The sequence below is a fragment of the Streptomyces sp. NPDC096205 genome (genome assembly GCF_044763135.1).
Taxonomy (GTDB): Bacteria; Actinomycetota; Actinomycetes; order Streptomycetales; family Streptomycetaceae; genus Streptomyces.
Map to the genome: position 1 here is coordinate 434,523 of NZ_JBIWFS010000010.1, position 25,117 is coordinate 459,639.

Genomic DNA, 25,117 nt, shown 5'->3' on the forward strand with positions numbered 1-25,117 from the left:
GGGCAAGGAGGGCGCTGGGGACGGTCAGTGTGCACGCTGCCCCTGCACGCGGCTCAGCCCGACGGCGCTCCCGGCGCCCTGGACCGGGTCGTGTCCTCCTACACCCCGACACTGCGGGCCCTGGACCATGCCCGTCGGCGCCTGGCCCGGCCGGCGGGACGCGGCAGCCTTGTCGTCAGCGTCGCGCAGGCCGCGGGCCAGAGCCCGCTGCCGGGCGCCCATCGGGAGGCCGAGCAACTGGCCGGCGCCCTGCCCGGCGTCACGCTGCTGGCGGACGCCCGCGCCACCCACTCCGCCGTCGTCGCCACCCTGCATGACAACGCCCACGTGCACTTCGCCTGCCACGCCCTCGGCGCCCCGGACCGCCCCTCCGGCAGCCGGCTCGTCCTGCACGACCACCTCCAACACCCGCTGACCGTACGGGATCTGGCCCGGCTGCGACTGCCGTCGGTGCGTCTCGCCTACCTGTCGGCCTGCGACACCCTGCGCACCAGTCCTGAGCTCGCCGACGAGGCCGTACACATTGTCAGCGCCTTCCAGATCGCCGGGTTCCCCCATGTGGTCGGCTCGCTGTGGCACGTCGACGACGTCATCGGCGCCGAGGTCGCGCGTGGCGTCTACGCGGCCCTGGATGCCGGTGACGGCACCCTTGACGTCGCCCGCACGGCCGAGGCGCTGCATCAGGCCGTACGGGCCCTGCGTGACGCCTACCCGCGCACTCCCAGCCTGTGGGCGTGTCAGGCGCACGCCGGGCCCTGACGGACGGGTGCAGCGCTGACGTTGTCGCGTGACCCGGGCGGGCTCGGCATTGCGCCGAGCCCGCCACGCCGACTCCGTACCGGAGCCGGACCCGTGTCACGCTGTCAACGCTGCAGTGTCAGCAGACCCGGACGGTAGGGCAGGAGGCCGTAGTCGCCGCCGGAGTTGGGGCTGCGCCCCTGGTAGAGCAACTGCAGATTGCAGGGGTCGACGGTCATGGTCTGATCGGGGCTGGTGCGGATCAGTTCGCCATGGCTGATGTCGTTGGTCCAGGTGGCGCCACTGTTGGCCTTGCCGGCGAAGGGGTTGCTCTCGGTCGCGGCCTGGGGTGTCCATGAGCCGTTGAGGCTGGTGGCCGTGAACGAGCGGAAGTAGCGGCCCTGCGAGCCGATCGCCTCGACGATCATGAGGTAGCGGTTCTGGCCCTGCAGCTTGTAGACCTGCGGGGCTTCGAACAGGTTGTTCGTCGTGTCGCTCATGATCGTCGTGTACGACGAGCCGAAGCTGCCCGGGAAGTTCCCGATCGGCATGCTGGCCCGGTAGATCTTGCCGTTGTCACCGGCGAAGAACAGGTACATGTTCGTCCCGTCGGCGATGAGCGTCTGGTCGATGGGTCCTGTCCCGGAGCCGGTGATGCTTCCGGAGAAGAGCTCCTTCGGGGCTGACCAGCCGTTCGGGTTGGTGGGGTCGCTCGACGTCCGGTAGGAGAAGGCGGTCCCGCCCCACTGGTAGGCGAGCACCCAGATGTTCTTCGGCGCGAAGTAGAAGAGTGTGGGCGCGACGGTGGAACTCGACATCGTGTTCTGGCTGGCCGAGGCCATCTCCGACCAGTTGGTGAACAGCCCGAAGTTCATCGAACCCCAGCTCGTCCCGGTGTCGTGCGTCGTCGCGTAGACGAGCTGCTTGCCGTTGTAGGGGACGACGGTGAAGTCCTTGAGCGAGACCCACCCCGACTTGGGCTGCGCCAGCGCGCCCGTCGATGACCAGCGGTATGCCGACGGAAGATCGCACGTGCCGGGGTTGCCGGCGCCGACCTGGACGAGCTGCCACTGCTGGTTGCTGCCACCCCAGTCGTCGTACTGGACGATGTTCGCGTTGTCGGCGGTGGAGCCGCCCTGCACCTCGAGGGCCTTGTTGCTGTGGCGGGCGATCAGCCTCACATAGCCACCCGAGCTGTCGGCGAGCCGCCACTGCTGGTTGGTGGCGTTCAGGTCGGTCCACTGGACGATCGGGGCGCCGTTGGCGGTGGACCCGTTCTGGACGTCCAGCACCTTGCCGGAGAGACGGGACTTGATGCGGTAGTAACCGCCGCCGGCGTCGACGAACTGCCACTGCTGCTGGCTCTGATCGTTCCTGGTCCACTGGGTGATGCGCGCGCCGTCGTTGGTCGCCAGGTTGTAGACGTCCAGGGCCTTACCGCTGTTGCGGTTGACCAGCACATACGAGGCGTTGGGATCCACGGTCGCCGCGGCGGCGGGCTGGGCACCGAGGAAGGTGGCCAGGAGGAGCAAGGGCGCGAGAACGGCGAGTAAGCCTCTCGGTCGGATCAGGGACGGGTGGCGGAACCGCATCAGGGGGCCTCCTTTGGGGGCGGGGGCGAGGTGTCCCCGGCAACCGGACGACGTGCGGGTGACGGGGAAACGGGGCTCGAATGTTTCGAAGAATTCCCGCATGGTTCGACGCCACAAGCTAGGAATGCAGGAGTCTTCGGTCAAGGCCTGTGGCCGATCTTTCGTCGTGGCGCGTGCATTTGGGCGGGATTGAGGGCGGCGGGAAGTCAAGCGAGTAGCCCCCTTCCTCGAAATATTTCGGACACGAAGTCGAAACTTCTTCTGTGAGGAGTATTGACGATCCACCGTCAATTCCTCAATCATCCCGTCTGAGAAACCGGCCATGGTTCGAGATATCGAACGATCGGTTGCTCTGAATGTGCACACACGGCAGATTCCCGCACAAGCCGCACCACAGAGCCGCGCGACGGCCGCCCGGGCTCCGGCCCGCCACTCCGTCTGCCGAGTGGGAGCGGACGACGCTTTCCCCCAGCGCTTGAGTTTCCGTGATTCCTACCTTGGAGGCACAGTCATGGGCTCGTACGCCCTTCCCAGAGCCGTTGTCCAGCGGAAGATCCGCGGCCCGCTGCTGGCGCTGGTCGTCGGCGCCCTCGGTGCGGCCACCGCACTGGCCGCACCGCCGCCCGCACACGCCGCCGAGAGCACGCTCGGCGCCGCAGCGGCGCAGAGCGGCCGCTACTTCGGCACCGCCATCGCCTCGGGCAGGCTGGGCGACTCGACGTACACGTCGATCGCGAACCGTGAGTTCAACATGGTGACGGCCGAGAACGAGATGAAGATCGACGCCACCGAACCGCAGCGGGGCCAGTTCAACTTCACCGCCGGCGACCGCGTCTACAACTGGGCGGTGCAGAACGGCAAGCGGGTGCGCGGTCACACGCTGGCCTGGCACTCCCAGCAGCCCGGCTGGATGCAGAGCCTCAGCGGCAGCACGCTGCGCCAGGCGATGATCGACCACATCAACGGCGTGATGGGCCACTACAAGGGCAAGATCGCCCAGTGGGACGTCGTGAACGAGGCCTTCGCCGACGGCAGTTCGGGAGCCCGGCGCGACTCCAACCTGCAGCGCACCGGCAACGACTGGATCGAGGTCGCCTTCCGCACCGCGCGTGCCGCCGACCCGGCCGCCAAGCTCTGCTACAACGACTACAACATCGAGAACTGGACCTGGGCCAAGACGCAGGGCGTGTACAACATGGTCCGGGACTTCAAGCAGCGCGGCGTGCCGATCGACTGCGTCGGCTTCCAGTCGCACTTCAACAGCGGCAGCCCGTACAACAGCAACTTCCGCACCACTCTGCAGAGCTTCGCCGCCCTCGGCGTCGACGTGGCCATCACCGAGCTCGACATCCAGGGCGCCTCGTCCTCGACCTACGCCGCCGTGACCAACGACTGCCTGGCCGTCTCGCGCTGCCTCGGCATCACCGTCTGGGGCGTGCGCGACAGCGACTCCTGGCGGGCCAGTGACACGCCGCTGCTGTTCAACAACGACGGCAGCAAGAAGCCCGCCTACACCGCGGTCCTCAACGCACTCAACGGCGGCTCCACCACGCCCCCTTCGGACGGCGGACAGATCAAGGGCGTCGGTTCCGGCCGTTGCCTCGACGTGCCCAACTCCAGCACCACCGACGGCACCCAGCTCCAGCTGTGGGACTGCAACAGCGGAACCAACCAGCAATGGACGTACACCTCCGCCGGCGAGCTCAAGGTCTACGGCAACAAGTGCCTGGACGCCGCCGGCACGGGCAACGGCAGCAAGGTCCAGATCTACAGCTGCTGGGGCGGCGACAACCAGAAGTGGCGCCTCAACTCCGACGGATCCATCGTCGGCGTCCAGTCCGGCCTCTGCCTCGACGCCGTGGGAGCCGGCACCGCCAACGGCACCCTGATCCAGCTCTACTCCTGCTCGAGCGGCAGCAACCAGCGGTGGACCCGCACCTGATGGGACCTGCCACGAAGGAAAGGGTGAGTCGATGAAGACCTACGGTGCGGCTCCTCCCGCCCCTCCACGAAAACATCGCTGGTGGTCCCGGGTCGCCGCCGTGGTGGCGGCGGCGCTCGCGATCGGCATGCTCGCCGCGGTGAATCCGACGCCCGCCCAAGCGGCGACGGTGGACACCAGCGCCTGGTACGTGCTGGTCAACCGCAACAGCGGAAAGGCGCTGGACGTCTCCGGCGCGTCCACCGCCGACGGCGCGCGGATCGGCCAGTGGACGCGCAACGACGGAGCCAACCAGCAGTGGCAGTTCGTGGACTCCGGCGACGGGTTCTACCGCCTCAAGGCCCGGCATTCGGACAAGGTTCTCGACGTGGCCGGCGCCTCGACCGCAGACGGTGCCGCGATCCAGCAGTGGGCCGACCACAACGGGGCCAACCAGCAGTTCCGCCTGGCCGACTCCGACGCGGGCCACGTCCGGCTGATCAACCGCAACAGTGGCAAGGCGGTGGAGGTGCAGGGCGCCTCCACCGCCGACGGCGGCAACGTCGTCCAGTACACCGACTGGGGCGGCGCCAACCAGCAGTGGCAGTTGGTCAAGCTGTCGTCCGGTGGCGGCGGCGGATGCGGCAGCGCACCGACTCTGGCGAGCGGTACGCACACGATTCAGAGCGGCGGCAAGAGCCGCAGCTTCATCCTCAGGGTTCCCGCCAACTACGACAGCAGCCACCGCTACCGGCTGATCTTCGCGTTCCACTGGCGGGGCGGAACCGCCGGCGACGTCGCCTCGGGCGGCACGAGCGGGACCGCCTGGTCCTACTACGGCCAACAGGAACAGTCGAACAACACCGCGATCCTCGTCGCCCCCCAGGGCCTCGGCAACGGCTGGGCCAACTCCGGCGGTGAGGACATCACCTTCGTCGACGACATGATCCGGCGCATCGAGGGCGGCCTCTGTGTCAACCCGGCACAGCGTTTCGCCACAGGATTCAGCTGGGGCGGTGGCATGAGCTACGCGCTCGCGTGCAGCCGGGCCAACGTCTTCAGGGCCGTGGCGGTCATGTCCGGCGCCCAGATCAGCGGATGCAGCGGCGGCACCCAGCCCATCGCCTACTTCGGGATCCACGGCATCAGCGACTCCGTGCTCAACATCGCGCAAGGACGGTCCCTGCGCGACAGGTTCGTCAGCAACAACGGCTGCACCCCGCAGAGCCCGCGCGAGCCCGCGCCGGGCAGCCGAACGCACATCACCACCACCTACTCGGGCTGCCGTGCCGGATACCCGGTCCAGTGGGCCGCGTTCGACGGAGACCACATCCCCGGTCCGGTCGACGGCTCCTCCGGCGAAAGCGGCGTCACCACCTGGACCAAGGCGGAGATCTGGAGGTTCTTCGCACAGTTCCAGTGACAAGCCCGCACCGCGGAGTGGAGCCAGGACAAGCCTGGCTCCACTCCGTCGATGGCTGTCCCAAAAACGCCTCGGGCAACTTGACGGCCGCCCTGGCACAGAACGGTTCTGCGGTGACCGCTCCGTCGACACCGGTGGATTCGCCGATGGCAGCCCGCCACGGTGCCTCAAGACTGCGGTCTCGACCCATTGGGAGACGCATTCACGGAGGCAACCCGTGCGCATGCTTGATCGGTTATCCCGGCGGTCCGTCACCGCCACCGTGCTGGGGGCGCTGCTCTGCGGCGCCCTGATCGGCACCCCGTCCGCCGCCGCAGCCGCGAGCCCCACGGTCACGGTCCCGCCCGCCGGCAGTCACGGCTTCCCGTTCCTCGCCGCGGCCGAGGACCTCGGCTCGTTCGGCTACACCGAGAGCGAGTACTTCATCTCGGGCACCGCAACGTCGTACGCCAAGTCCGGCCTGTGGACTTCGGACGGCCGCTGGGCCGTGCGCGCGTCCGGCAGCGCCGCGTACAAGAGCCGTCTGCTGGTGCGGCGCCCCGCCGACCCGGCGGCGTTCAACGGCACGGTCGTCGTGGAGTGGCTCAACGTCAGCGGCCAGCTCGACCTGTCCCCGGACTACTGGTTCGAGCGGGAGGAGTTGCTGCGCGAGGGCTACGCCTGGGTCGGTGTCTCGGCGCAGGCCGTCGGGGTCAACGGCGGGCGGGGCGAGATCAAGGGCCTGAAAGGCTGGGACCCGGCGCGGTACGGCAGCCTGGTCCACCCCGGCGACGCCTTCGCCTACGACATCTTCTCCCAGGCGGGCCAGGCGCTGCGCACCCCGAACGGGCCCGACCCGCTCGGCGGGCTCCCGGTGCGGACACTGCTCGCCGACGGCGAGTCGCAGTCGGCGGGCTTCATGACGACGTACGTCAACGCCGTCCAGCCGGTGTCCAGGGTCTACGACGGCTTCATGGTGCACAGCAACAGCGCGGTCGCCGCCCCGATCAGCGGCCGGCTCGCCGACACCCTGCTGATGCCGAACCCGTCCCGGATCAGGACGGACCTGTCGGTGCCGACGTTCGTCGTGCTCACCGAGACCGATGTGCCGGGCGCCGCGGCAGCCCGGCAGCCCGACACCGACAGCGTCGTGCACTGGGAGCTGGCCGGCACCGCGCACGGCGACCAGTGGGCCTTCGACCTCGGCAACCCGACCGTGCAGAAGTCGGCAGGCGCAGCCGCGCCGTCGCCCGACTGCGCCGCAGGTTCGGCCCCCTTCAACGACGGCCCCGGCCACTGGTCGATGAACGCGGCGCTGCGCCACCTGGCCGGCTGGGCGCGGGGCGGTCCGCGGCCGCCTAGCGGTCAGCCGCTGAGCACCGTCCTGCGCGATGCGGCCACCGGCCTGGCCACCGGCGGTGTCCGCCTGCCGGACGTCACAGTGCCCACCCGTACGCTCACCGGCAGCCGCGACACCACCGACAGCGGCGTCTTCTGCGGCCTGTACGGCGCCCGGGACCCCTGGAACGGCGATGCCGACGCCTGGGACCGGCACGACGACGGCGACCCGTCCGACCCGTCCTACCCGGACACCGCGGAACCGGTGCTCAGCCGGCTCTACCCGACCCACGCCGACTATGTGAACAAGGTACGCACGGCGGCGCAGACGTCCGTCGACGCCGGATACCTGCTGCCGGAGGACGCGGCGGCGATCGTCTCCGCCGCCCAGGACTCGGCCATCGGCAGCTGACCGAACGCAACCGTCTCGCCGTCCCGTTACGGCCCCGCGCCACGGCTTCCTGGCCGCGGCGTGGGGCCGCACACGGCAGCACAAAGGTTCACAGAACGCGTGATTCAATGACCGCATGGTGGCAGACGGTGCATTTCTGGGACCGCTGGAACTGTGCAGCGGTCATTGGGGAGTTGGGGACGCCACGCGTCCGGACACCCACTGGGTGCAGTTCCGCCCCGACGGGCTCTACCAGCACGGGCCGGACTCCCCAGGACAGTTGATCGGGTGGTCCAGACTCATGACCGGCATCTGGATCACCTGGGGCAAGCACTCCTGGAACACCAACACCCGGGGCGTGTACACGCTCAAGGGAACGGTCGCCCGGCGCGACGGCGGCTGGCTGCACATGACGCTGCGCCACCCCTACGAAGCCCACCAGCTGCGCTTCGACCAGCACGCGCGCCCCTACCGGGCGGTGGACGTCCTCCGGCTGGAGTACCTGCTGCGGCAGCTCATCGACGAGGGAAGGCCGCACCTCCTCGGCGACCCGGAATGGGTGGGCCGCGCCGTGACGTGCCTGGCCGGCGGGAGCAACCGCTGGATCACCCGACGCGCGCTGCGACGAGCCGCGGCGCAGGCCCTGGCACTGGGCCGCGACATCGACGCAGCGGACCGGACACAGCCCCGGTGAGCGGCCGGGTCTGTACCCGGTCCCCGCTCACCTCCGGGTGGGCCGGTCAGCGCAGTCCGGCGAACAGGTCGTTCTCAGGCACGGCCGCGCCGGTGGTGTCCTGGACGCGTACGAAGGTCTCGACGCCCATCAACTCGGTGAACCTCTCCGGGCCCATCTGAAGGAAGAAGATGTTCTCGCCCTGACTGGCGTGCGCGGCCAGGGCATCGAACTTCTGGCCGCCGAACGCCGTGGTGTCCACCCAGGTGGTGATCTCGTCGTCGGGCAGCCCGATCTCGGCCATGGCGGCGGCCTCGGCGGAGTCCGGCTCCGGGAGCTCCGCGCCGAACTCGCGCATGACCTCCCCGAACCGCTGCATCATCGAGCGGGGCGCCGTCGTCCAGTACACCTTCGGCGTCAGCTCGGTCATCGCCAGCGCCGCCATCGTGATGCGGTTGGCCTGGATGTGGTCGGGGTGACCGTAGAAGCCGTTCTCGTCGTACGTGACGACGACGTCGGGCTCGTAGCGCCGCATGAGTTCCGCGAGCCGCGCGGCGCCCTCCTCCACGGGCGTCCGCCAGAAGGAGCCGGGGGCGTCATTGGCCGGCCAGCCCATCATCCCGGAGTCGGCGTAGTCCAGCATCTCCAGGTGACTGATCTTCAGGATGTCGCAGCTCGCCTCGAGTTCGCGACGCCGCATCGAGGCGACGGCCGACGGGTCGTGCCCGGGATCGCCCGGCTTGACACCCCCCGGTCCGTCACCGCAGCCGCCGTCGGTGCAGGTCACGAGAACCGTGCGGACGCCCTCCGCGGCATACCGCGCGAGGACACCACCTGTTCCCGTGGCCTCGTCATCGGGGTGAGCGTGTACAGCCATCAACGTCAGCGGCCGGTCATTCATAAAAGACAGTCCTCCTCGACGGAACAGCCCCGGCCTGAAGACCGCGGCCGGCACACAAGCCGCCACCCATCATCCGATACCGCATGCCGGATGACCGGACGCACCCCGGTGACGACGTCGGAGAGGGTGGGCAGCTGGGTCCGAGGAGTGTCGAAGGAAGTGCTACGTCATCCGTCCGCCCCTCAGTCTTCAAAAGCGCGCAGCAGATCCGCAGCGACGCTCACCGCGATCGTCGCCGGTTCCTTGCCGGTGATGTCGGGCAGTCCGATCGGGGTCTTGATCCGGTCGATGGTGGCGTCGTCGTGGCCGCCCTCGGTGGACAGGCGCTTGCGGAACCGCGTCCACTTGGCCGCCGAGCCGATCAGCCCGATGGAGCCGAGGTGGTCGGTGCGCAGGGCGGCGTCGCACAGGGCGGCGTCCTCGGCGTGGTCATGGGTCATGATCAGGACGTGGGTGCCGGGCGGCAGGTCCTCCAGCACCTCCTCCGGGAGCAGGGGCGTGTGATGCACGTGCACCTGCGCGACCGCGTCCGACAGCACGCCGAGCCGGTCCTCGGTGAGGATGTCGGCACGGCTGTCGATCAGATGGAGGTCGAGGTCCTGGCGCGCCAGGATGCGCGCCAGTTCCAGGCCGACGTGCCCGACGCCGAAGATGGCCACTGCGCGGACCACCGGGAGCGGTTCGAGCAGGACCGAGACCGTGCCGCCGCAGCACTGCACGCCGTGCTGGTTGGTCACCTTGTCGTTCAGGGCGAAGTCCATCAGTTCCGGCTTTTGCTCGGACGCGGCGATCATCTCCCGGGCCCGGTCGATGGCGACGGCCTCGACGTTGCCGCCGCCGATCGAGCCCCATGTCCGGGTCTGCCCGACGACGAGTTTCGCGCCGGCGTCACGCGGGGCGTGACCGCGCACGGTCGCGACGGTCACCAGCACGCCGGACTCCCGGCGTGCCCGCAACCGTGCGACCGCGGCGATCCACGTCATGTCAGGCACCGCTCAGCACTTCGGCGTCGCCGCGGACCTCGTCGGCCTCGCCGGCCCGCGAGGCATCGCTTTCGCGAGCGGCCTGGATCGCCCAGAACACCGCCTCCGGCGTCGCGGGCGAGGCCAGATCGACGCTGACCCCGCTCGGCCCGAACGCGGCCGCGGCCTGCCGCAGCGCCTCGCGCACCGAGAACGCCAGCATCAGCGGAGGCTCGCCCACCGCCTTGGACCCGTACACCGCGCCCTCTTCGGAGGCGTTCTCGAGCAGCGTGACGTTGAACTCCTCGGGCATCTCCGAGAAGCTCGGCAGCTTGTACGTGCTCGCCGCCTGGGTCTGCAGCCGGCCGCGGTTCGGGCCGTCGCTGGTGTCCCAGCGCAGGTCCTCCAGCGTCAGCCAGCCCGCGCCCTGCACGAAGCCGCCCTCGACCTGACCGATGTCGATCATCGGGGACAGGCTGTCGCCGACGTCGTGCACGATGTCCACCCGCCGGATGCGGTACGCGCCGGTGAAGCCGTCGACCTCCACCTCGGTGGCCGCGGCACCATGGGCGAAGTACTTGAACGGCGAGCCCCGGAACGACTTCGCGTCCCAGTGCAGCCCCTCGGTCCGGTAGAACCCGGCCGCCGACAGCTGGACCCGCTGGAAGTACGCGGTGCGCACCAGGTCGTCCCAGGCCAGCTCCTTGTCGCTGCCCAGGGCGCGCGCGACACCCTCGACGATGCGTACGTCCGAGGCGTTCGCACCCAGTTGCGTGGAGGCCACCTGCAGCAGGCGCTCGCGCAGCTGCTCACAGGCGTTCTTGATCGCCCCGCCGTTGAGGTCCGCCCCCGAACTGGCTGCCGTGGCAGAGGTGTTGGGCACCTTGTCGGTACGCGTCGGGGCGAGGCGGACCTTGTGCAGCGGGATGCCCAGCGTGGTCGCGGCCACCTGCATCATCTTGGTGTGCAGGCCCTGGCCCATCTCGGTGCCGCCGTGGTTGATCAGGACGGAGCCGTCCTTGTAGATCAGCACGAGCGCGCCACCCTGGTTGAAGGCGGTGAGGTTGAACGAGATGCCGAACTTGATGCCGGTGATCGCAAGCGCCCGCTTGGTGTGCGGGTGCGCGGCGTTGAAGGCCGCGATCTCACGCTTGCGGTCGGCGATACCGGCGTCGTCCTGCACCTGCTGCCAGACGGTGGAGATCCGCTCGGCCTGTGTGACCGGCTGCCCGTACGGCGTCGTCTGGCCCTGGCCCGGCTGGTAGAAGTTGCGCTCCCGCAGCTGCATGGGGTCCAGACCGAGCTGCGGAGCGCAGCGGCCGAGGATGTCCTCGATCACCAGCATGCCCTGCGGGCCGCCGAAGCCGCGGAAGGCGGTGTTGGAGACCGTGTGGGTCTTGGCGATACGGCCGGCGACGCGCGCGTTGGGGATCCAGTACGTGTTGTCGATGTGACACAGCGCCCGGGCCAGCACCGGCTCGGACAGGTCCAGGCTCCAGCCGCCGTCGGCCACCAGGGTGGCGTCCAGGGCCTGGATACGGCCGTCCGCGTCGAAGCCGATCTTCCACTTGGCGTGGAAGCCGTGGCGCTTGCCGGACATGGTCAGGTCCTGCGTCCGGTTGAGCCGGAACCTGACCGGCCGGCCGGTCAGCTTCGCGCCGAGCGCGGCGACGGCCGCGAACCCGTGCGGCTGCATCTCCTTGCCGCCGAAGCCGCCGCCCATCCGCAGGCACTGCACGGTCACCTCGTGTGCGGGCACACCGAGCACGTGCGAGACGATTTCCTGGGTCTCCGAGGGGTGCTGGGTGCTGCTCTGGATGAACACCTGCCCGTTCTCGTCGATCTGGGCCAGCGCCGCGTGCGTCTCGAGGTAGAAGTGCTCCTGGCCGGCGAACTGGAACTCGCCGGTGAACACGTGCGCGGAGTCGGCGAAGCCGGCGTCGATGTCGCCGTGCACCATCAGGGGCTGGGCGCCGTGATAGCTGCCCGCCTCCATCGCGTCCTGCAGTGTGACCAGGGACGGCAGTTCCTCGAGCTCCACCTCGACGGCCGCCGCACCGAGCCGGGCCGCCTCCAGGGTCTCGCCGAGTACCCAGGCGACCGCGTGGCCGTAGAACATGACCTCGTCGGGGAAGAGCGGCTCGTCGTGCTTCATGCCCGCGTCGTTGACGCCCGGCACGTCGTCCTTGGTCAGGACACGCACCACACCGGGCACGGCGAGCGCGGGCTCGGTGTTGAGCGCGGTGATCCGGCCGTGGGCCTTCATGACCTGGACCGGGTAGGCGTGCAGCACGTCCTTGGTGCGCTGGACCAGGTCGTCGGTGTAGAGCGCCGTGCCGGTGACGTGCTGGAAGGCGCTCTCGTGCGGCATCGAGACGCCGACTACGGGCTTCTCGGGGCGCTCGGACAGATGACTCATGACGACACCGCCTCGGGGGTCTGTGCGTGCAGCTTCAGCAGGCTCTGGCCGAGCATCGCGGAACGGTAGAGGGAGCTGGCGCGATGGTCGTCCATCGGCGTGCCCTCGCCCCGCAGGACCCGGGCCGCGGCCTCGACGGTCTCCGCCGACCACGGCTTGCCCTCCAGGGCCGCCTCGGTGGCCAGGGCGCGGATCGGGGTGGCGGCGACGCCGCCCAGGCCGATGCGCGCCTTGCGGACGATGCCGTCCTCGATGTCGAGCGCGAACGCGACGGCGACGCTGGAGATGTCGTCGAAGCGCCGCTTGGCGATCTTGTGGAAGGCCGTGACGGGCGACAGCGGCAGCGGGATGCGCACCGCGCGGATCAGCTCGCCGGGACGGCGCACGCTCTGCCGGTAGCCGGTGAAGTACTCCGCCAGCGGGACCACGCGCTCACCGTCGGCGTCGGCGAGGACCAGCGACGCCTCCAGCGCGAGCAGCACCGGCGGGCTGTCACCGATCGGGGAGCCGGTACCCAGGTTGCCGCCGAGGGTCGCACCGTTACGGATGAGCCGGGAGGCGAACTGCGGGAACAGCTCGGCGAGCAGCGGAACACTGCCGTCGAGGCGGCGCTCGATCTCGGTGAGCGTGACCGCTGCCCCGATCTCGATGTGATCGGACTCGACGCGCAGCTCGCGCAGTTCGGGGAGCCGGTCGATGGCGACCACACAACTCGCCCGGCGGGAGCGGATGTTCACCTCCACACCCCAGTCGGTGCTGCCGGCGACCAGCACCGCGTCCGGCCGCTCGCGCAGCACCTGCAGCACCTCGGCCAGAGTCCCCGGCCGCAGGAACGTGCTGTCGTCCTGGGTGTATTCGGTGACGGCCGGCTCGGGCGGCGACTGCTCGCGACGCTGCGCCAGCGGATCGTCCTCGGCGGGCTCACCTACGGCGAACGCGGCGTCGCGGATGGGGCGGTAGCCGGTGCAGCGGCACAGGTTGCCGCTCAGCGCGTGCAGGTCGAATCCGTTCGGACCGTGCTCGGCGTCGGTGTGCCCGTCCGCGTCGGCGTCGGCCTCCGTGTGCGCGCAGCGGTCGGGCCGGTAGTACTCGGAGGCCATGCTGCAGATGAACCCCGGCGTGCAGTAGCCGCACTGCGAACCGCCGCGGACCGCCATCTCCTCCTGCACCGGGTGCAGCGTGGGGGCCGTGCCCGGCTCGCCCTGGGTGGCGAGCCCCTCTGCGGTGACGATCTCCTGACCGTCGAGCGCCGCGACCGGGACCAGGCACGCGTTGACCGCCACCCAGTCGGTGGGCTTGTTCACCCCGGGGCGCGCCACGAGCACCGAACAGGCGCCGCACTCGCCCTCGGCACAGCCTTCCTTGGTGCCGGTGAGGCCCCGCTCGCGCAGGAAGTCGAGCACGGTGGTGTGGGGCGCAGCCGGGGAGATCGGTGCTTCTTCTCCGTTGACCGTGATCCGCGCGGCTACCATGACGGGCCCTCGTTTCGGCGCGCGGTCGATCGATTCAGTGTGTTCGCCAATTTTCAGGCAGCTTTCTGTGTTCAGACACGCCGCTTCACAGGGAGCGGGCGCAAAAGACACGCGACAGCGACGTGCCGGGAAATGATGATGACGGGAAACCCGAAATGTGCCACGAGCGGCACCTCAGAACGGCGCGCTCAGCAGCCGTGCGCGATCCGCCCCGGCACCCAGGCCGTGCGGCGGGCGAGGCGACCCAGATCAGAGCTGGTGTACATCTGCTGGTCGCCTCCCTTCGATAGCTACGCTTCTAGCGCAAGTTAGTGGCTGGAGTCACAGCCGTCAAGGCCCCTGATCTTGGACTCCCGAGAGAGCGCAGCGTGGACAGCTCACCGATCAGCTCGCGAAGGGCCCGATCGTATAAACACCACCGTCTCACCTGCGCAGATGCCGGTCTCCTGGGACACGTACCCCGATCACGACCCCACGGAGATGAACCTTGAGTACGCGAGGAGAAACCCTCCGCGCCCCCGCCGGGGCACGGGCCGAGCAGCCCCGGCAGGCGTCGTGGCCGGCCTGCTGCCCGAGATCGCGGGAGACCTGCAGGTCAGCGTCGCCCGGACCGGGCTTCTGATCACCGTCTTCGCCGTCGGAATGATCGTCGGCGCGCCGTTGACGGCGATGCTCACGCTGAGGCTGCCGACTCGGCTGACCCGGCCGTGGCCAACGTGGCGGCCACCCGCGCCGCGGGCCCGGCCGCGAGCGCCCGTGTCCTTGGTCTCATCGGGGCCGGCGCCATGCTCGCGAACGTCGTCGGCGTGCCGATGGGCGCGCTCGCCGGGCAGCTCATGGGCCGGCGCGGCCCGTTCTGGGCCCTGGCAGCCCTGGCCGCCGCGGCCGTCCCGCTGATCGCCCGTACCGTCCCGCACGACGGCCCGGCCCAGCACACGGGGTCGGTCCGCTCCGAGCAGACCGCGCTGCGCTCCGGCCGCCTGCGCCACCACCACCGGGGGCGTCCTGGCCGCCGCTGGTCCTCGTCGGCTTCAGCCTCGGCGCCCTCGTCGGCTCGCTCGTCGGCGGCCGTCTGGGCGACCGCCGCCCCCACACGGTGACGGTCACCGCCGCCGCAGGCGCCGCCCTCCTGCTGCTCGCGATCGTCCTGCAAGAGCCTGAAGGTCCTCATCAGCCCTGACCCGAGAAGGGCGACGCACTGGTGATTTCGCTGATGGCGGGGGCGTCCCGCGCCGTGACTCTGGGCGGGTCAGGCACCCGCATCCTTCTCGGGAGGGCTCATGCGTCGTCGTTCAGCGCGCCGACTCTTCGGCGTTCTCGCGGCCGGCACGGTCGCGTTCACCCTGTTCACCTCGGCTCCGACGGCCGGTGCGACCGCGTCCGTCTCGACTGCCTCCGTCACGCAGTCGGCTCATGAGGACGCCCAACCGCTGTCGACCAGAACGCCGGTCGTCTTCGTCCATGGGTACACCGGCAACGCGTCCAACTGGGTCACCGCCATGAGTGTCTTCCGGCTCAACGGCTGGTCCAGTTCTGACCTCTTCGCCTACGAGTACGACTCGTACGGCAACAACGTCACCAACGCCCAGGGTCTCGCCGCCTTCGTCAACGGCGTGAAGGCGCGGACGGGCGCGAGCAAGGTCGCGATCGTCAACCACTCGATGGGCGGCCTCGTCAGCCAGTACTACCTGAAGGTGCTGGGCGGCAACACCAGCGTCAGCCACCTCGCCTCGATCGCCGGCGCGAACCACGGGACCACGTACGCCGGTGCCTGTCTGATCTACACGACCTGCCAGCAGATGTACCCGGGGTCCTCGTTCATCGCGCAGATCAGCTCGGGCGACGAGACCCCGGGTGCCACCAGGTACGCCACGTGGTACTCGGCGTGCGACGGCATCATCATCCCGTACACCAGCACCCGGCTGGACGGCGCGACGAACAACAACGTGGTCTGCCAGACACACATCGGGTTCCTCGCGGACACGGTCGTGCTCGGTCAGATCGCCCGCTTCATCGCTTCCTGACCGCCGCGCGGCGGTCGAACCTGTGCTCCGTCCCCGTCATGCCGTTGCCGGGGACGGAGCACAGGCCTGTGGCGCGTCCCTCAACGAGCGTCACGCGCCGTCGACGTGCGGGACGCCCATGAGCTGGTGGAGCAGGCGGCGGTCGATGAGGAGGATCGGCGTGGTCAGGCGGGCGCCGAACTCGACCAGGGCCGTCTCGATGCCGAGCAGCGCGGCGGTGAGTCTGGCCCGGCCGATGATCCCGGCCCGTACGGCGGTCTGGCTGATCAGTACGCGCATGGCGCTGAGCGCTCCGGCCAACTTCGCTGCGGCGTCACGGCCGTTGAGAGGCAGCTGCCTGATGGAGGTGAGCACCGACTGGAGCGCGGACTGGGTGGAGGGGATCAGTCGTGGCTCGATGCCCCGTGCGGTGAGCTGCGCGGACATGGCGTTCATCTGGTTGGTGACGAGGGCCTGCTCGGTGCGGCCGATCTCAGGACCGAGGCCGCCCTGCCCGAGCACGACCCCCTGCAGGCGGGTGGGATCGGTCTGCCGCAGTACGGTCGCCGCGTTGTTCGTCTCCCGCGCGATCCTCAGGTAGTCGTCCGCGAGCTTCAGGATCGGGTCGCACAGGCTGCGTACGCGCACGCCGAGCGCGGGTTCGACGCCCTGCAGACGGTTCAGTGCCAGCTCGGCCGCGTCCCGGTTGCCCTGGATGTTGCGGGCGGTGTTCAGCACGTCCCCGAGGTGGTTGAAGCCGCCCGGGCCGATGACGCCGCCCTGCGCTTCGAACAGGGCGGCCTCGTGCGACCCCTGGTAGATGCCGTGCATCGCGCCGCGTGAGGAGTTGAAGAGCGCGAGAAGGGCCTGGGAAAGCTCCAGGATGAGTTCTTCGGTCGGGTCCACAGCTGCGCTCCTACTCCGCGAAGATCGACTGGACGAGGGTGCGCAGCTCGGCATCGTCCAGCACCGGGTCCGCCTCGACCGGCGGCTCCTCCTCGACCGGCCGGTGCGAGAGCAGCAGTGCGAACATGGTCACGGTGCGCAGCTCGTCCAGCACCGCCGCCGTCTGCGCCTCGAGCGCCGTGATCGCCTGCGCTCCGGGATCGACCCGCCCGTCGACGACCCCGGTCACGGCGGTCTGGAACTCCTCGATCGCCCCGATCGTCTTGGGCCCCACGAGTCCGTCGAGGTCCAGCGCGGTCTGCCCGTGCTCGGCACGGAAGATGTTGAGCAGCGCTTGGACGTACTGCACTTCACGCCGCAGATTCGCGCCATTGCGGCCTACCGACTGACTGATGGGCATGGGCGGCCTCCACACAGGCTCGGCTGGGCGTCCTCCACCCACGATGGCAGCGCGACCGTCCGTACATCGGGGCCCACGCCCGGGGATGCCGCCCGGGTTCCCACGGGCGGAGCACACCGGTCGCGACGCTCTCGCTCTGCCGGGGTGGTCAGGGATGCCGGTGGTCGGACTCGCCGCCCGGTGTGTCCCAGGAGTCCTCACGGCTCGCGGCGGCCGGGGGCTGGACGGTCGGCCCGGCAGGGCCGGGCGACTGGCGTCGGGCCGCACGGCGCGATCCCCACCAGAACGCACCCAGGATCATCAGGACGAGCACGACGCCGACGACGATCAGAAACAACGACGGGGACCCGGACGCGGCCAGAGGCAGGAGTTCATTCATGGGGAGCGCGTTCCCCACCAGGGCGGACTCACCCCCGATGTGACCCGTTCAGCCGAACAGGTCTCCTGGTCCGGCACGTCGGCGGCGCGCCGTGTCCGACCGCTGAGCCTCCGCGAAAACCCGTTGGTGGCCACGGCGACCACTGCTACGGTTCCGGAGGCCGTGCGAGAGAACAAGGAGGTGGTACCCGTGAACACAGTATCGACATGGGTGCTCCCCTCCGGGGTCACGGTCGGGCGATAGGTCGTCCGGGAGCGCCGCTCTGAGCACTCCCGAAAGGCACGACCATGCGATTCACTTCCGAGCAGCGCCTCGACGACGGCGTCGTCGAACGCGAATTCACCCTCGGCGAGATCCCCGGCACCCTGTGGGCGCCTGAATCCGCCGCACCGGTCCCGCTGATCCTGATGGCCCACAACAACGCCCTGCCCAAGGCGGATGCCCGGCTGGTGGCCCGGGCCCGGATCACCGCGTCGTACGGCTACGCGGTCGCCGCCATCGACGCCGCCGGGTGCGGTGACCGGCCCCGTACCGCCGTCGAGGAGCAGGCCCGCGCCGACTTCCGCCGGGCGATGCAGGCCGGCGAGCGGGGCGATGAGGTCTTCGAGTCGTTCATCGGCCCGCTGGTCGAAAAGGCGGTCCCGGACTGGCGGACCACTCTGGATGCCCTGCTCTCGCTGCCCGAGATCGGCGGGCCGGTCGGGTACTCGGGGTGGACCGCCGTCGGCATTCGGCTGGCGGTGGTGGAGCCGCGTATCGCGGCCGCCGCCTTCTTCGCCGGGGGCTATGTGCCCCGCGCCCAGCGCGAGGAGGCCCGGCAGGTCACCGTTCCGCTGCTGTTCCTGCTGCAGTGGGACGACGAAGGCAACCCCCGGCAACGGGCCCTGGACCTGTTCGACGCCTTCGGCAGCAAGGAGAAGACGCTGCACGCCAATCTGGGCGGGCACACCGGAACGCCGTGGTTCGAGGTGGAGGACGGGGGCCGGTTCTACGACCGGCACCTGAGGTAGGGCCCCTGGGCCGTCGGGCAGACGCACTCCACCGCCCCGATCGTGTCGGTACCGGCCGATCGGGGCGGCACGGACATGCCGACTCAGATGCCCCCATGGACGAGGTCCAGACGCGCGGAGACCTCCCGGCCGATGCGCGCCAGCGGTGCCGGCTGGGTCATGGCGTGATGGGTGCAGGGGATGTCGCGGGTGTCGATGCGGCCGGTCACCAGGCGGCGCCAGGTTTCGCCGGTGGGGGCGTGTTCCGGTTTTCCGTCGGTGGCGTGGAAGTAGAGCAGGTCGCCGTCGAAGACGCGTTCCACGAAGGTGGGGAGGAGCTTGGCGAAGTTGGTGAACGTCTCGGTGATGGAGGTGAGGTGGGCTTCGTCCAGTGCGGGGTGGTCCGTCATCGCGGCCAGCAGGGTGTTGCTGCCGGCGTTCTCGCGCAGGGCCGCGGCGACGCCTGGGACGGTCAGCGGGGGCTTGAAGCGGGTCGGGTCGTGGCCCGCTGCCTCCAGCAGCAGGGCGAGTGTGTCGGTCTCGGTCGGCGCTCGGAGGGTGGTGTTGAGGGCGTCGATGGGGCGGGAGTCGAGCATGGTGAGCAGGTCCACTCGTTCGCCCTGGTCCCGCAGCAGTGCGCCGGTGGCGTGGGCGAGCGCGCCGCCGAGGGACCAGCCCAGCAGGTGATAGGGGCCGGTGGGCTGGACGCCGCGGATCTGGGCGACGTATTCGGTGACCATCTCTTCGAAGGTGGTGGGCAAGGTGGCGGAGTGGGCCAGTCCGCGAGCTTGCAGCCCGTACACCGGAAGGTCCGCGGGCAGATGGCGGAGCAGCCCCGCGTAGCACCAGCTCAGGCCGCCGGAGGGGTGGATGCAGAACAGCGGTGGCCGGCTTCCCTGGGTGCGCAGGGGCAGCAGCATGTCGAAGCCGTCACCGTGGGTGCCGGTGGCCATCAGCCGGGCCAGGCCCGCGACCGTCGGGGCCTCGAAGAGCGCGCGGATGGACAGTTGGGTGTCCAGCGTGGCGCGGATGCGGCTGAGGAGTTTGGCGGCGAGGAGGGAGTGGCCGCCGAGGGCGAAGAAGTTGTCGTCCACGCCCACGTGCGAGGTGTTCAGCACTTCGGCGAACAGGGCACACAGAAGCTTCTCCTCGGGGTTGCCGGGGGGCCGGCCCTCGGGGCGCGCGGGGGTGGAGGGGGCCGGGAGGGCGGCGCGGTCCAGCTTGCCGTTCGCGGTCAGCGGCAGTCGGGAGAGGGAGACGAAGGCGCTGGGGACCATGTAGGCGGGGAGATGGTCGGCGGCCCAGATGCGCAGCGCGGTGGCGTCCACCGGATGCTCGGGGGTGGGGCGCGCGGAGGGGACCACATACGCGGTCAGCCGTGGATCACCGGGAGCGTCCTCCCGCTTGGTCACCTCGGCGTGGGCGACGTCCGGATGGCGGGCCAGGACGGCCGCGATCTCGCCGGGTTCGATACGGAAGCCTCGAAGCTTGATCTGGGCATCGGTGCGGCCCAGGTGTTCCAGGACTCCGTCGGCCGTCCAGCGCACCAGGTCGCCGGTGCGGTACATGCGCGTACCCGCGGGCCCGAAGGGATTGGGCAGGAACCGTTCGGCGGTGAGCTCCGGCTGGTTGAGGTAGCCGCGGGCCAGCTGGTTGCCGGCCAGGTACAGCTCGCCGGGGACACCGGGGGGCACCGGGCGCCGGGCGTTGTCGAGGACGTACGCCTGGATGCCCGGGCCGGGGCGGCCGATGACGGGGGTGGCGTCGCGGTCGGCGAGGCAGCAGGAGATCGCGTCGACGGTGCATTCCGTCGGCCCGTAGTAGTTGTAGGCGCGTGTGGCGGTCTGGGCCCGCAGGGTCTGCCACAGGCCGGCGTCGAGGGGCTCACCGCCGACCATCAGGATCCGCGGCCGGTGCCGTGGGGCGGGCGGACGGCTGTCCGTCGACTCGTTCAGCAACCCGGCGGCCAGGAGCTGGTGGAGATACGTGGGGGTCAGGTCGAGGAAGTCGATGCGGTGGTGGTGGACGTGGTCGGCCAGGGCGGCCGGGTCGAGCCGCACCGCGTCCTCGATGAGGTGCAGTTCGTGGCCGGCGGTGAGGAAGAGCGGGCCTTCCCAGAAGGTGTCGAAGGAGAAGGCGGCGGTCAGTGCGGTCTTCAGTCGGCGCCCGGCCGCGGTGGCCTCCGGGTCGATGAGCTCGGTCCGGTGGCCGCCGTAGAGGTGGGACAGCTGACGGTGTTCGACGACGACGCCTTTGGGGCGGCCGGTGGAGCCGGAGGTGTAGCTGACGTAGGCCGCGTTGTCGGGGGTGAGCGGGGCCGTACGGTCGGTGTCGCGCGGGTCGGTGTCCGGGCGGCGGGCGAGCGACCGGCACACGGCCGGGGCGTCCAGGGGCACTGCCGGAGCGGTGGGCGGCAGCCTTCGGGCGACGGCGGTGGCGGTGAGCACGCACCGCGGGCGGGTGTCGTCCAGGAGGTGGCGGATCCGCTCTGCGGGCAGGTCCGGGTCGATGGGTACGCTCGCCGCGCCGGACTTGAGGACGGCCAGCAGGGCGACGATGTACTCGGCGGTACGGGGCAGGGCCAGGGCCACGTAGGTCTCGGGGCCGGCGCCGCGGGCGATCAGTTCATGGGCCAGCCTGTTGGCGCGGGCGTTGAGCTGCTCGTAGGTGAGCGTGGTCGCGCCGCAGACCAGGGCGGTGGCGTCGGGCGTACGGCGGGTCTGTTCCTCGAACAGCTCCGGCAGCGGTCGGGTCTCGACCAGGCCGGCCCTGCCGTTCCACTCGGCGGTGACCAGGCGGCGCTCGGCCTCCAGCAGCACCTCGACGCGGTCGACGGGCACCTGGGGATCCGTGTCGGCGAGGGTGTCCAGCAGACCGAGGAAGCGGCGCAGGTGGCCGGCGGTGGTCTCGGCGTCGTACAGGTCGGGGTCGGCGTTGAAGTCGATGCGCAGCGAACCGTCGGCGGCACGCTCATAGACGTTGCAACCCAGGCCGGTGACCGGGCCGTTGGAGAGGTTGTGCAGAGTGGCCGTGTGCTGCCCGAAGGACAACTGCGGGTCGTATCCCATGATGTTGATGCCCCAGTCGGCCAGGTAACCGCCCGTGTGCTGCACCACGCCGAGGTCGCGGACGAGCATCGGCAAGGGGTAGCGCTGGTGGCGCAGCAGGCCGCGGGCCCGCTCGGAGGTCTGCCGTACGAGGTCGGCCACGGTCGTGGCCGGCTCCAGTTCGAGCTGAAGCGGCAGGACGTTGACCACCATGGAGGGCACGTTGCGGGCCACGGCGCCGACGCGGCCGGTCACGGTCAGATCGAGCATCACGTCGGACGTGCCGCTCAGCCGGTGGACGTAGAGGGCCATCGCGGCCATGGCCACGGCCGGCAAGCCCGAGCGCGACCGCCGGGCCAGCGCCCGCAGCCGGTCGGCGACCGGCGCGGGCACATGGCCGGTTGCGCGTACGAAGCGGTGCGGGACCAGGACGTGCCCCTCGGCGGCGCTGCCGGCGGCGGGACGAGCGGCCAGTTGGTCCGCCCAGTACGCACGGTCGCGGGTGAAGCGCTCGGACGCCTGGTACTCGCTCTCGTCGGCCACGAGCTCCGCGAGCGACCCGAACGGGCTGGCAGGGCACGGCTCGCCCGCCGCGAGGGCGGTGTAGACGTCGGCTACGCGCCGGATGAACAGCGAGAAGCCGTAGCCGTCGAGAGCGATGTGGTGGACGCGCAGGTACAGCAGGCAGTGGTCGTCGGGCAGCAACAGCACCGCGAAGCTGAAGAGCGGGAAGCGCCGCAGGTCGTCGTCGCCAGGGCGGCGCAGGTCGGCCCACATCCAGCGGCGCGCCTGCTCCCACGCGTCCGGCCCGCTGTGCGGAGGCTGTCCGTCCGCTCCTTCCGGTTGCCTCAGGTCCACCACCGGCAGCGGCCACGGTGACGAGGCGTCGACGACCTGCCACACCTCGCCCTCGTCGTCCGTCTCGAAGTGGACCTGCAGCGCCTCCGTGTCGGCGACGGCCCGGCGCAGCGCGGCTCTGAGCAGGTTCAGGTCGACCGGGCCGTGGATGTCGACGTACTCGGCGGCGCGGTAGATCGGGTTTCCCGCGTCCAGTTGCTGGGCGAACCACATCCCGGTCTGCGCTGTGGTCAGGGGCAAACGCCTACCACGGCTGCCAGGCTGCTGGTCCATGCTCGTCGACTCCTCAGGAGAATGCGCAGGGCGATCGGCCCGGCGTCGGAGAGCGACGCGCGTTGCGGCCGTGCAGCCGTTGCCCTCGCACCCGGGCGGCCCCTGCGGGCCCGCTCGGTCATCACGTTAGGAAGACGTGGGGTGCGCGAGAGGGCAGAAACGATGTGCATTCATCCGTTTGCGTGAAGACGCCCCTGCGCGGCTGCCGCGAGGCGCGCGGGTTCACCGGTCCCATCATCGGATTTCCGGCTGTGTCCCGCGCGCCGATCGGGGCTTCCGGCTGCGTCCCACGCGCCGATCGGGCTTCGGACAGCCCCTGGCCGGGTTCGCCCTGTCCGTGTCAGGCGCCCAGCGCCGCGAGGACCACGGACTTGGCCTCCTCCTGCACCTGGTGCAGATGGTCCTGGCCGCGGAAGGACTCCGCGTAGATCTTGTAGACGTCCTCGGTGCCTGAAGGACGGGCCGCGAACCAGGCGTTGGCGGTGGTGACCTTGATGCCGCCGAGGGCCGCGCCGTTGCCGGGGGCTTCGGTGAGCACCGCGGTGACCGGTTCCCCGGCGAGGGTGTCGGCGGTGACCTGACGCGGAGACAGCTTGGCGAGCAGTGCCTTCTCCTCGCGGGAGGCGGGCGCGTCGACGCGGGCGTAGGCGGGAGCACCGAAGCGGTCGGTGAACTGCGCATAGTGCTCGGAGGGCGTCTTGCCGGTGACGGCCGCGATCTCGGAGGCGAGCAGCGCCAGGGTGATGCCGTCCTTGTCGGTGGTCCACACCGATCCGTCGCGGCGCAGGAACGACGCGCCAGCCGACTCCTCGCCGCCGAAGCCGAGCGTTCCGCCGGACAGGCCGTCCACGAACCACTTGAAGCCCACCGGGACTTCCACCAGCGGCCGGCCGACGTCCGCCGCCACGCGGTCGATCATGCTGGACGACACCAGCGTCTTGCCGATCCCGGCGCCCGCGGGCCACTGCTCCCGGTGCGAGAACAGGTACGAGATCGCCACGGCCAGATAGTGGTTGGGGTTCATCAGTCCCCCGTCCGGGGTGACGATGCCGTGCCGGTCGGCGTCGGCGTCGTTGCCGGTGGCGATGTCGAACCGGTCGCGCTGCTCGATGAGCGAGGCCATGGCGTACGGCGAGGAGCAGTCCATGCGGATCTTGCCGTCCCAGTCCAGCGTCATGAAGCGCCAGGTGGGGTCGGTGAGCGGGTTGACGACCGTCAGATCGAGCCGGTGCTGTTCGGCGATGCGGCCCCAGTAGGCGACGGAGGCGCCGCCGAGCGGGTCGGCACCGATCCGCACGCCGGCGGCCCGGATCGCGTCCAGGTCCAGCACGTTCGGCAGATCGGCCACGTAGGCGCCGAGGAAGTCGTGGCGGCCGGTGCCGGGCGCGGCCAGGGCGCGGCTGTACGGGATGCGCCGTACGTCCTTCAGACCGCCCGTGATGATCTCGTTGGCGCGGTCCTGGATCCAGGAGGTCGCCTCGGAGCCGGCCGGGCCGCCATGGGGCGGGTTGTACTTGAAGCCGCCGTCGGCGGGCGGGTTGTGCGAGGGGGTGACCACCACGCCGTCGGCGAGGGCGGACGTGCGGCCGCGGTTGTACGTGAGGATGGCGTGCGACACGGCAGGGGTGGGCGTGTAGCCGTCGGCCTGGTCGATGAGCACGGTCACGTCGTTGGCGGCGAACACCTCCAGGGCAGTGATCCGCGCGGGCTCGGACAGGGCGTGTGTGTCGGCGCCGAGGAAGAGGGGGCCGTCGGTGCCCTGGGCGGCGCGGTACTCGCAGATGGCCTGGCTGGTCGCGGCGATGTGGTCCTCGTTGAAGGCCGCGACAAGGGACGAGCCGCGGTGCCCGGACGTACCGAACGCCACCCGCTGCCCGGGCTCGGCCGGGTCGGGGTGCAGCGCGTAGTACGCCGTGACCAGGCGGGCCACATCGACGAGATCCCCGGGCCCGGCAACCTGCCCAGCTCGTGCTTCCTGCATATCCTCGCTCCTCCGCAAAGGTCGTCGACCGTTCGTCGACCGTTGATCACGGCCCTCATTCTTCCCCGCTCCCGGCCCGTCCGTGTGTCGCTGATCCTTGTACGTGACGACAACCTCAAGTTGCCGCGAGGTGGTTTGCCCGTCCGGCCTTGCGGCGAGCCGAACCAGCGCCGCTCAAGGGGGCACAATCGGCGCAGGGCGGCCGACCTCGGCCGTCCCCCGCTGTTTTCTCTTCGGCGTCGGGGGCAGGCGCATCGTAGAGGCGTTGACGAAGGGACCGACATGAGTGCCGGGGAGAAGGCCAAGGCCACGACTGAGCAGGTTGTCGGGAAGGCTGTGCGAAAGGTGGCCCACGCGATGGGCAAGAACACCACGGCCGCCAAGGGTGCCGCGCTGGAAGCACGGGGCAAGGCCAGGGCGGCCAAGGAGGGCACGAAGGACCGCTTCCGCCACTGATCGCGTCCGCTGAGGG

General features: G+C 70.3%; 18 protein-coding genes. 8 read left to right on the plus strand and 10 right to left on the minus strand.

Annotation, left to right across the window (positions count from 1 at the left end; translation table 11 throughout):
- Positions 1-27 precede the first annotated feature (27 nt).
- Positions 28-759 carry a CHAT domain-containing protein gene (locus ACIQ6Y_RS33920; RefSeq protein WP_404045037.1) on the plus strand — a complete coding sequence of 244 codons (732 nt, stop codon included), beginning with the start codon at positions 28-30 and terminating at the stop codon, positions 757-759.
- A gap of 104 nt (positions 760-863) precedes the next feature.
- On the opposite strand, the gene ACIQ6Y_RS33925 is transcribed toward ACIQ6Y_RS33920, so the two are convergent.
- Entirely contained in the window at positions 864-2,330 is a 1,467-nt protein-coding gene (locus ACIQ6Y_RS33925) for a non-reducing end alpha-L-arabinofuranosidase family hydrolase (protein WP_404045039.1), read from the minus strand.
- 511 nt (positions 2,331-2,841) lie between these two features.
- Between ACIQ6Y_RS33925 and ACIQ6Y_RS33930 the strand changes: the two genes are divergently transcribed.
- The 4 genes from ACIQ6Y_RS33930 to ACIQ6Y_RS33945 all read left to right on the plus strand — a co-directional run bounded on the left by ACIQ6Y_RS33930 (position 2,842) and on the right by ACIQ6Y_RS33945 (position 8,076).
- The gene (locus ACIQ6Y_RS33930; RefSeq protein WP_404045041.1) at positions 2,842-4,272 is read left to right on the plus strand and encodes an endo-1,4-beta-xylanase; all 1,431 of its coding nucleotides are present in this window, start codon (positions 2,842-2,844) and stop codon (positions 4,270-4,272) included.
- A 100-nt stretch (positions 4,273-4,372) separates the two neighbouring features.
- The gene (locus ACIQ6Y_RS33935; RefSeq protein ID WP_404045135.1) at positions 4,373-5,674 is read left to right on the plus strand and encodes an RICIN domain-containing protein; all 1,302 of its coding nucleotides are present in this window, start codon (positions 4,373-4,375) and stop codon (positions 5,672-5,674) included.
- Positions 5,675-5,897: 223 nt separating this feature from the next.
- Positions 5,898-7,403: an alpha/beta hydrolase domain-containing protein gene (locus tag ACIQ6Y_RS33940; protein ID WP_404045138.1), complete on the plus strand. Its 1,506-nt coding sequence runs from the start codon at positions 5,898-5,900 to the stop codon at positions 7,401-7,403.
- Positions 7,404-7,518: 115 nt separating this feature from the next.
- Positions 7,519-8,076: a hypothetical protein gene (locus ACIQ6Y_RS33945; RefSeq protein WP_404045043.1), complete on the plus strand. Its 558-nt coding sequence runs from the start codon at positions 7,519-7,521 to the stop codon at positions 8,074-8,076.
- 46 nt (positions 8,077-8,122) lie between these two features.
- On the opposite strand, the gene ACIQ6Y_RS33950 is transcribed toward ACIQ6Y_RS33945, so the two are convergent.
- The 4 genes from ACIQ6Y_RS33950 to ACIQ6Y_RS33965 form a co-directional block, all read right to left on the minus strand.
- Positions 8,123-8,956 (minus strand): PIG-L family deacetylase, encoded by an 834-nt coding sequence (locus ACIQ6Y_RS33950; RefSeq protein WP_404045046.1) that lies wholly within the window; start codon positions 8,954-8,956, stop codon positions 8,123-8,125.
- Between the two features lie 182 nt (positions 8,957-9,138).
- Positions 9,139-9,939 (minus strand): xanthine dehydrogenase accessory protein XdhC, encoded by an 801-nt coding sequence (xdhC, locus tag ACIQ6Y_RS33955; RefSeq protein WP_404045048.1) that lies wholly within the window; start codon positions 9,937-9,939, stop codon positions 9,139-9,141.
- 1 nt (position 9,940) lies between these two features.
- Positions 9,941-12,337 carry a xanthine dehydrogenase molybdopterin binding subunit gene (xdhB, locus tag ACIQ6Y_RS33960; protein WP_404045051.1) on the minus strand — a complete coding sequence of 799 codons (2,397 nt, stop codon included), beginning with the start codon at positions 12,335-12,337 and terminating at the stop codon, positions 9,941-9,943.
- Positions 12,334-13,809 (minus strand): xanthine dehydrogenase small subunit, encoded by a 1,476-nt coding sequence (locus ACIQ6Y_RS33965; protein WP_404045054.1) that lies wholly within the window; start codon positions 13,807-13,809, stop codon positions 12,334-12,336. The genes xdhB and ACIQ6Y_RS33965 overlap by 4 nt, the downstream gene beginning before the upstream one ends.
- Positions 13,810-14,516: 707 nt before the next feature.
- Here ACIQ6Y_RS33965 and ACIQ6Y_RS33970 point away from each other — a divergent pair.
- Positions 14,517-14,909 (plus strand): hypothetical protein, encoded by a 393-nt coding sequence (locus ACIQ6Y_RS33970; RefSeq protein WP_404045057.1) that lies wholly within the window; start codon positions 14,517-14,519, stop codon positions 14,907-14,909.
- A gap of 180 nt (positions 14,910-15,089) precedes the next feature.
- The gene (locus ACIQ6Y_RS33975; protein WP_404045060.1) at positions 15,090-15,833 is read left to right on the plus strand and encodes an esterase/lipase family protein; all 744 of its coding nucleotides are present in this window, start codon (positions 15,090-15,092) and stop codon (positions 15,831-15,833) included.
- A gap of 90 nt (positions 15,834-15,923) precedes the next feature.
- On the opposite strand, the gene ACIQ6Y_RS33980 is transcribed toward ACIQ6Y_RS33975, so the two are convergent.
- From ACIQ6Y_RS33980 to ACIQ6Y_RS33990, 3 genes are all read right to left on the minus strand, one after another.
- Positions 15,924-16,718, minus strand: a complete 795-nt coding sequence (locus ACIQ6Y_RS33980; protein WP_404045063.1) for a hypothetical protein — start codon at positions 16,716-16,718, stop codon at positions 15,924-15,926.
- A gap of 10 nt (positions 16,719-16,728) precedes the next feature.
- On the minus strand, positions 16,729-17,118 hold the full coding sequence (locus ACIQ6Y_RS33985; RefSeq protein WP_404045065.1) for a peptidoglycan-binding protein: 390 nt from the start codon (positions 17,116-17,118) through the stop codon (positions 16,729-16,731).
- Between the two features lie 148 nt (positions 17,119-17,266).
- Positions 17,267-17,497: a DUF6479 family protein gene (locus ACIQ6Y_RS33990; RefSeq protein ID WP_404045068.1), complete on the minus strand. Its 231-nt coding sequence runs from the start codon at positions 17,495-17,497 to the stop codon at positions 17,267-17,269.
- Between the two features lie 287 nt (positions 17,498-17,784).
- Here ACIQ6Y_RS33990 and ACIQ6Y_RS33995 point away from each other — a divergent pair, with 287 nt between their 5' ends.
- The gene (locus ACIQ6Y_RS33995) at positions 17,785-18,507 is read left to right on the plus strand and encodes an alpha/beta hydrolase (RefSeq protein ID WP_404045070.1); all 723 of its coding nucleotides are present in this window, start codon (positions 17,785-17,787) and stop codon (positions 18,505-18,507) included.
- Positions 18,508-18,590: 83 nt separating this feature from the next.
- On the opposite strand, the gene ACIQ6Y_RS34000 is transcribed toward ACIQ6Y_RS33995, so the two are convergent.
- Together ACIQ6Y_RS34000 and pgm are read right to left on the minus strand one after the other, a co-directional pair.
- Complete coding sequence (locus tag ACIQ6Y_RS34000) at positions 18,591-22,664, minus strand: amino acid adenylation domain-containing protein (RefSeq protein ID WP_404045072.1); 4,074 nt, start codon at positions 22,662-22,664, stop codon at positions 18,591-18,593.
- Between the two features lie 340 nt (positions 22,665-23,004).
- Complete coding sequence (gene pgm / locus ACIQ6Y_RS34005) at positions 23,005-24,645, minus strand: phosphoglucomutase (alpha-D-glucose-1,6-bisphosphate-dependent) (RefSeq protein WP_404045074.1); 1,641 nt, start codon at positions 24,643-24,645, stop codon at positions 23,005-23,007.
- Positions 24,646-25,117 lie beyond the last annotated feature (472 nt).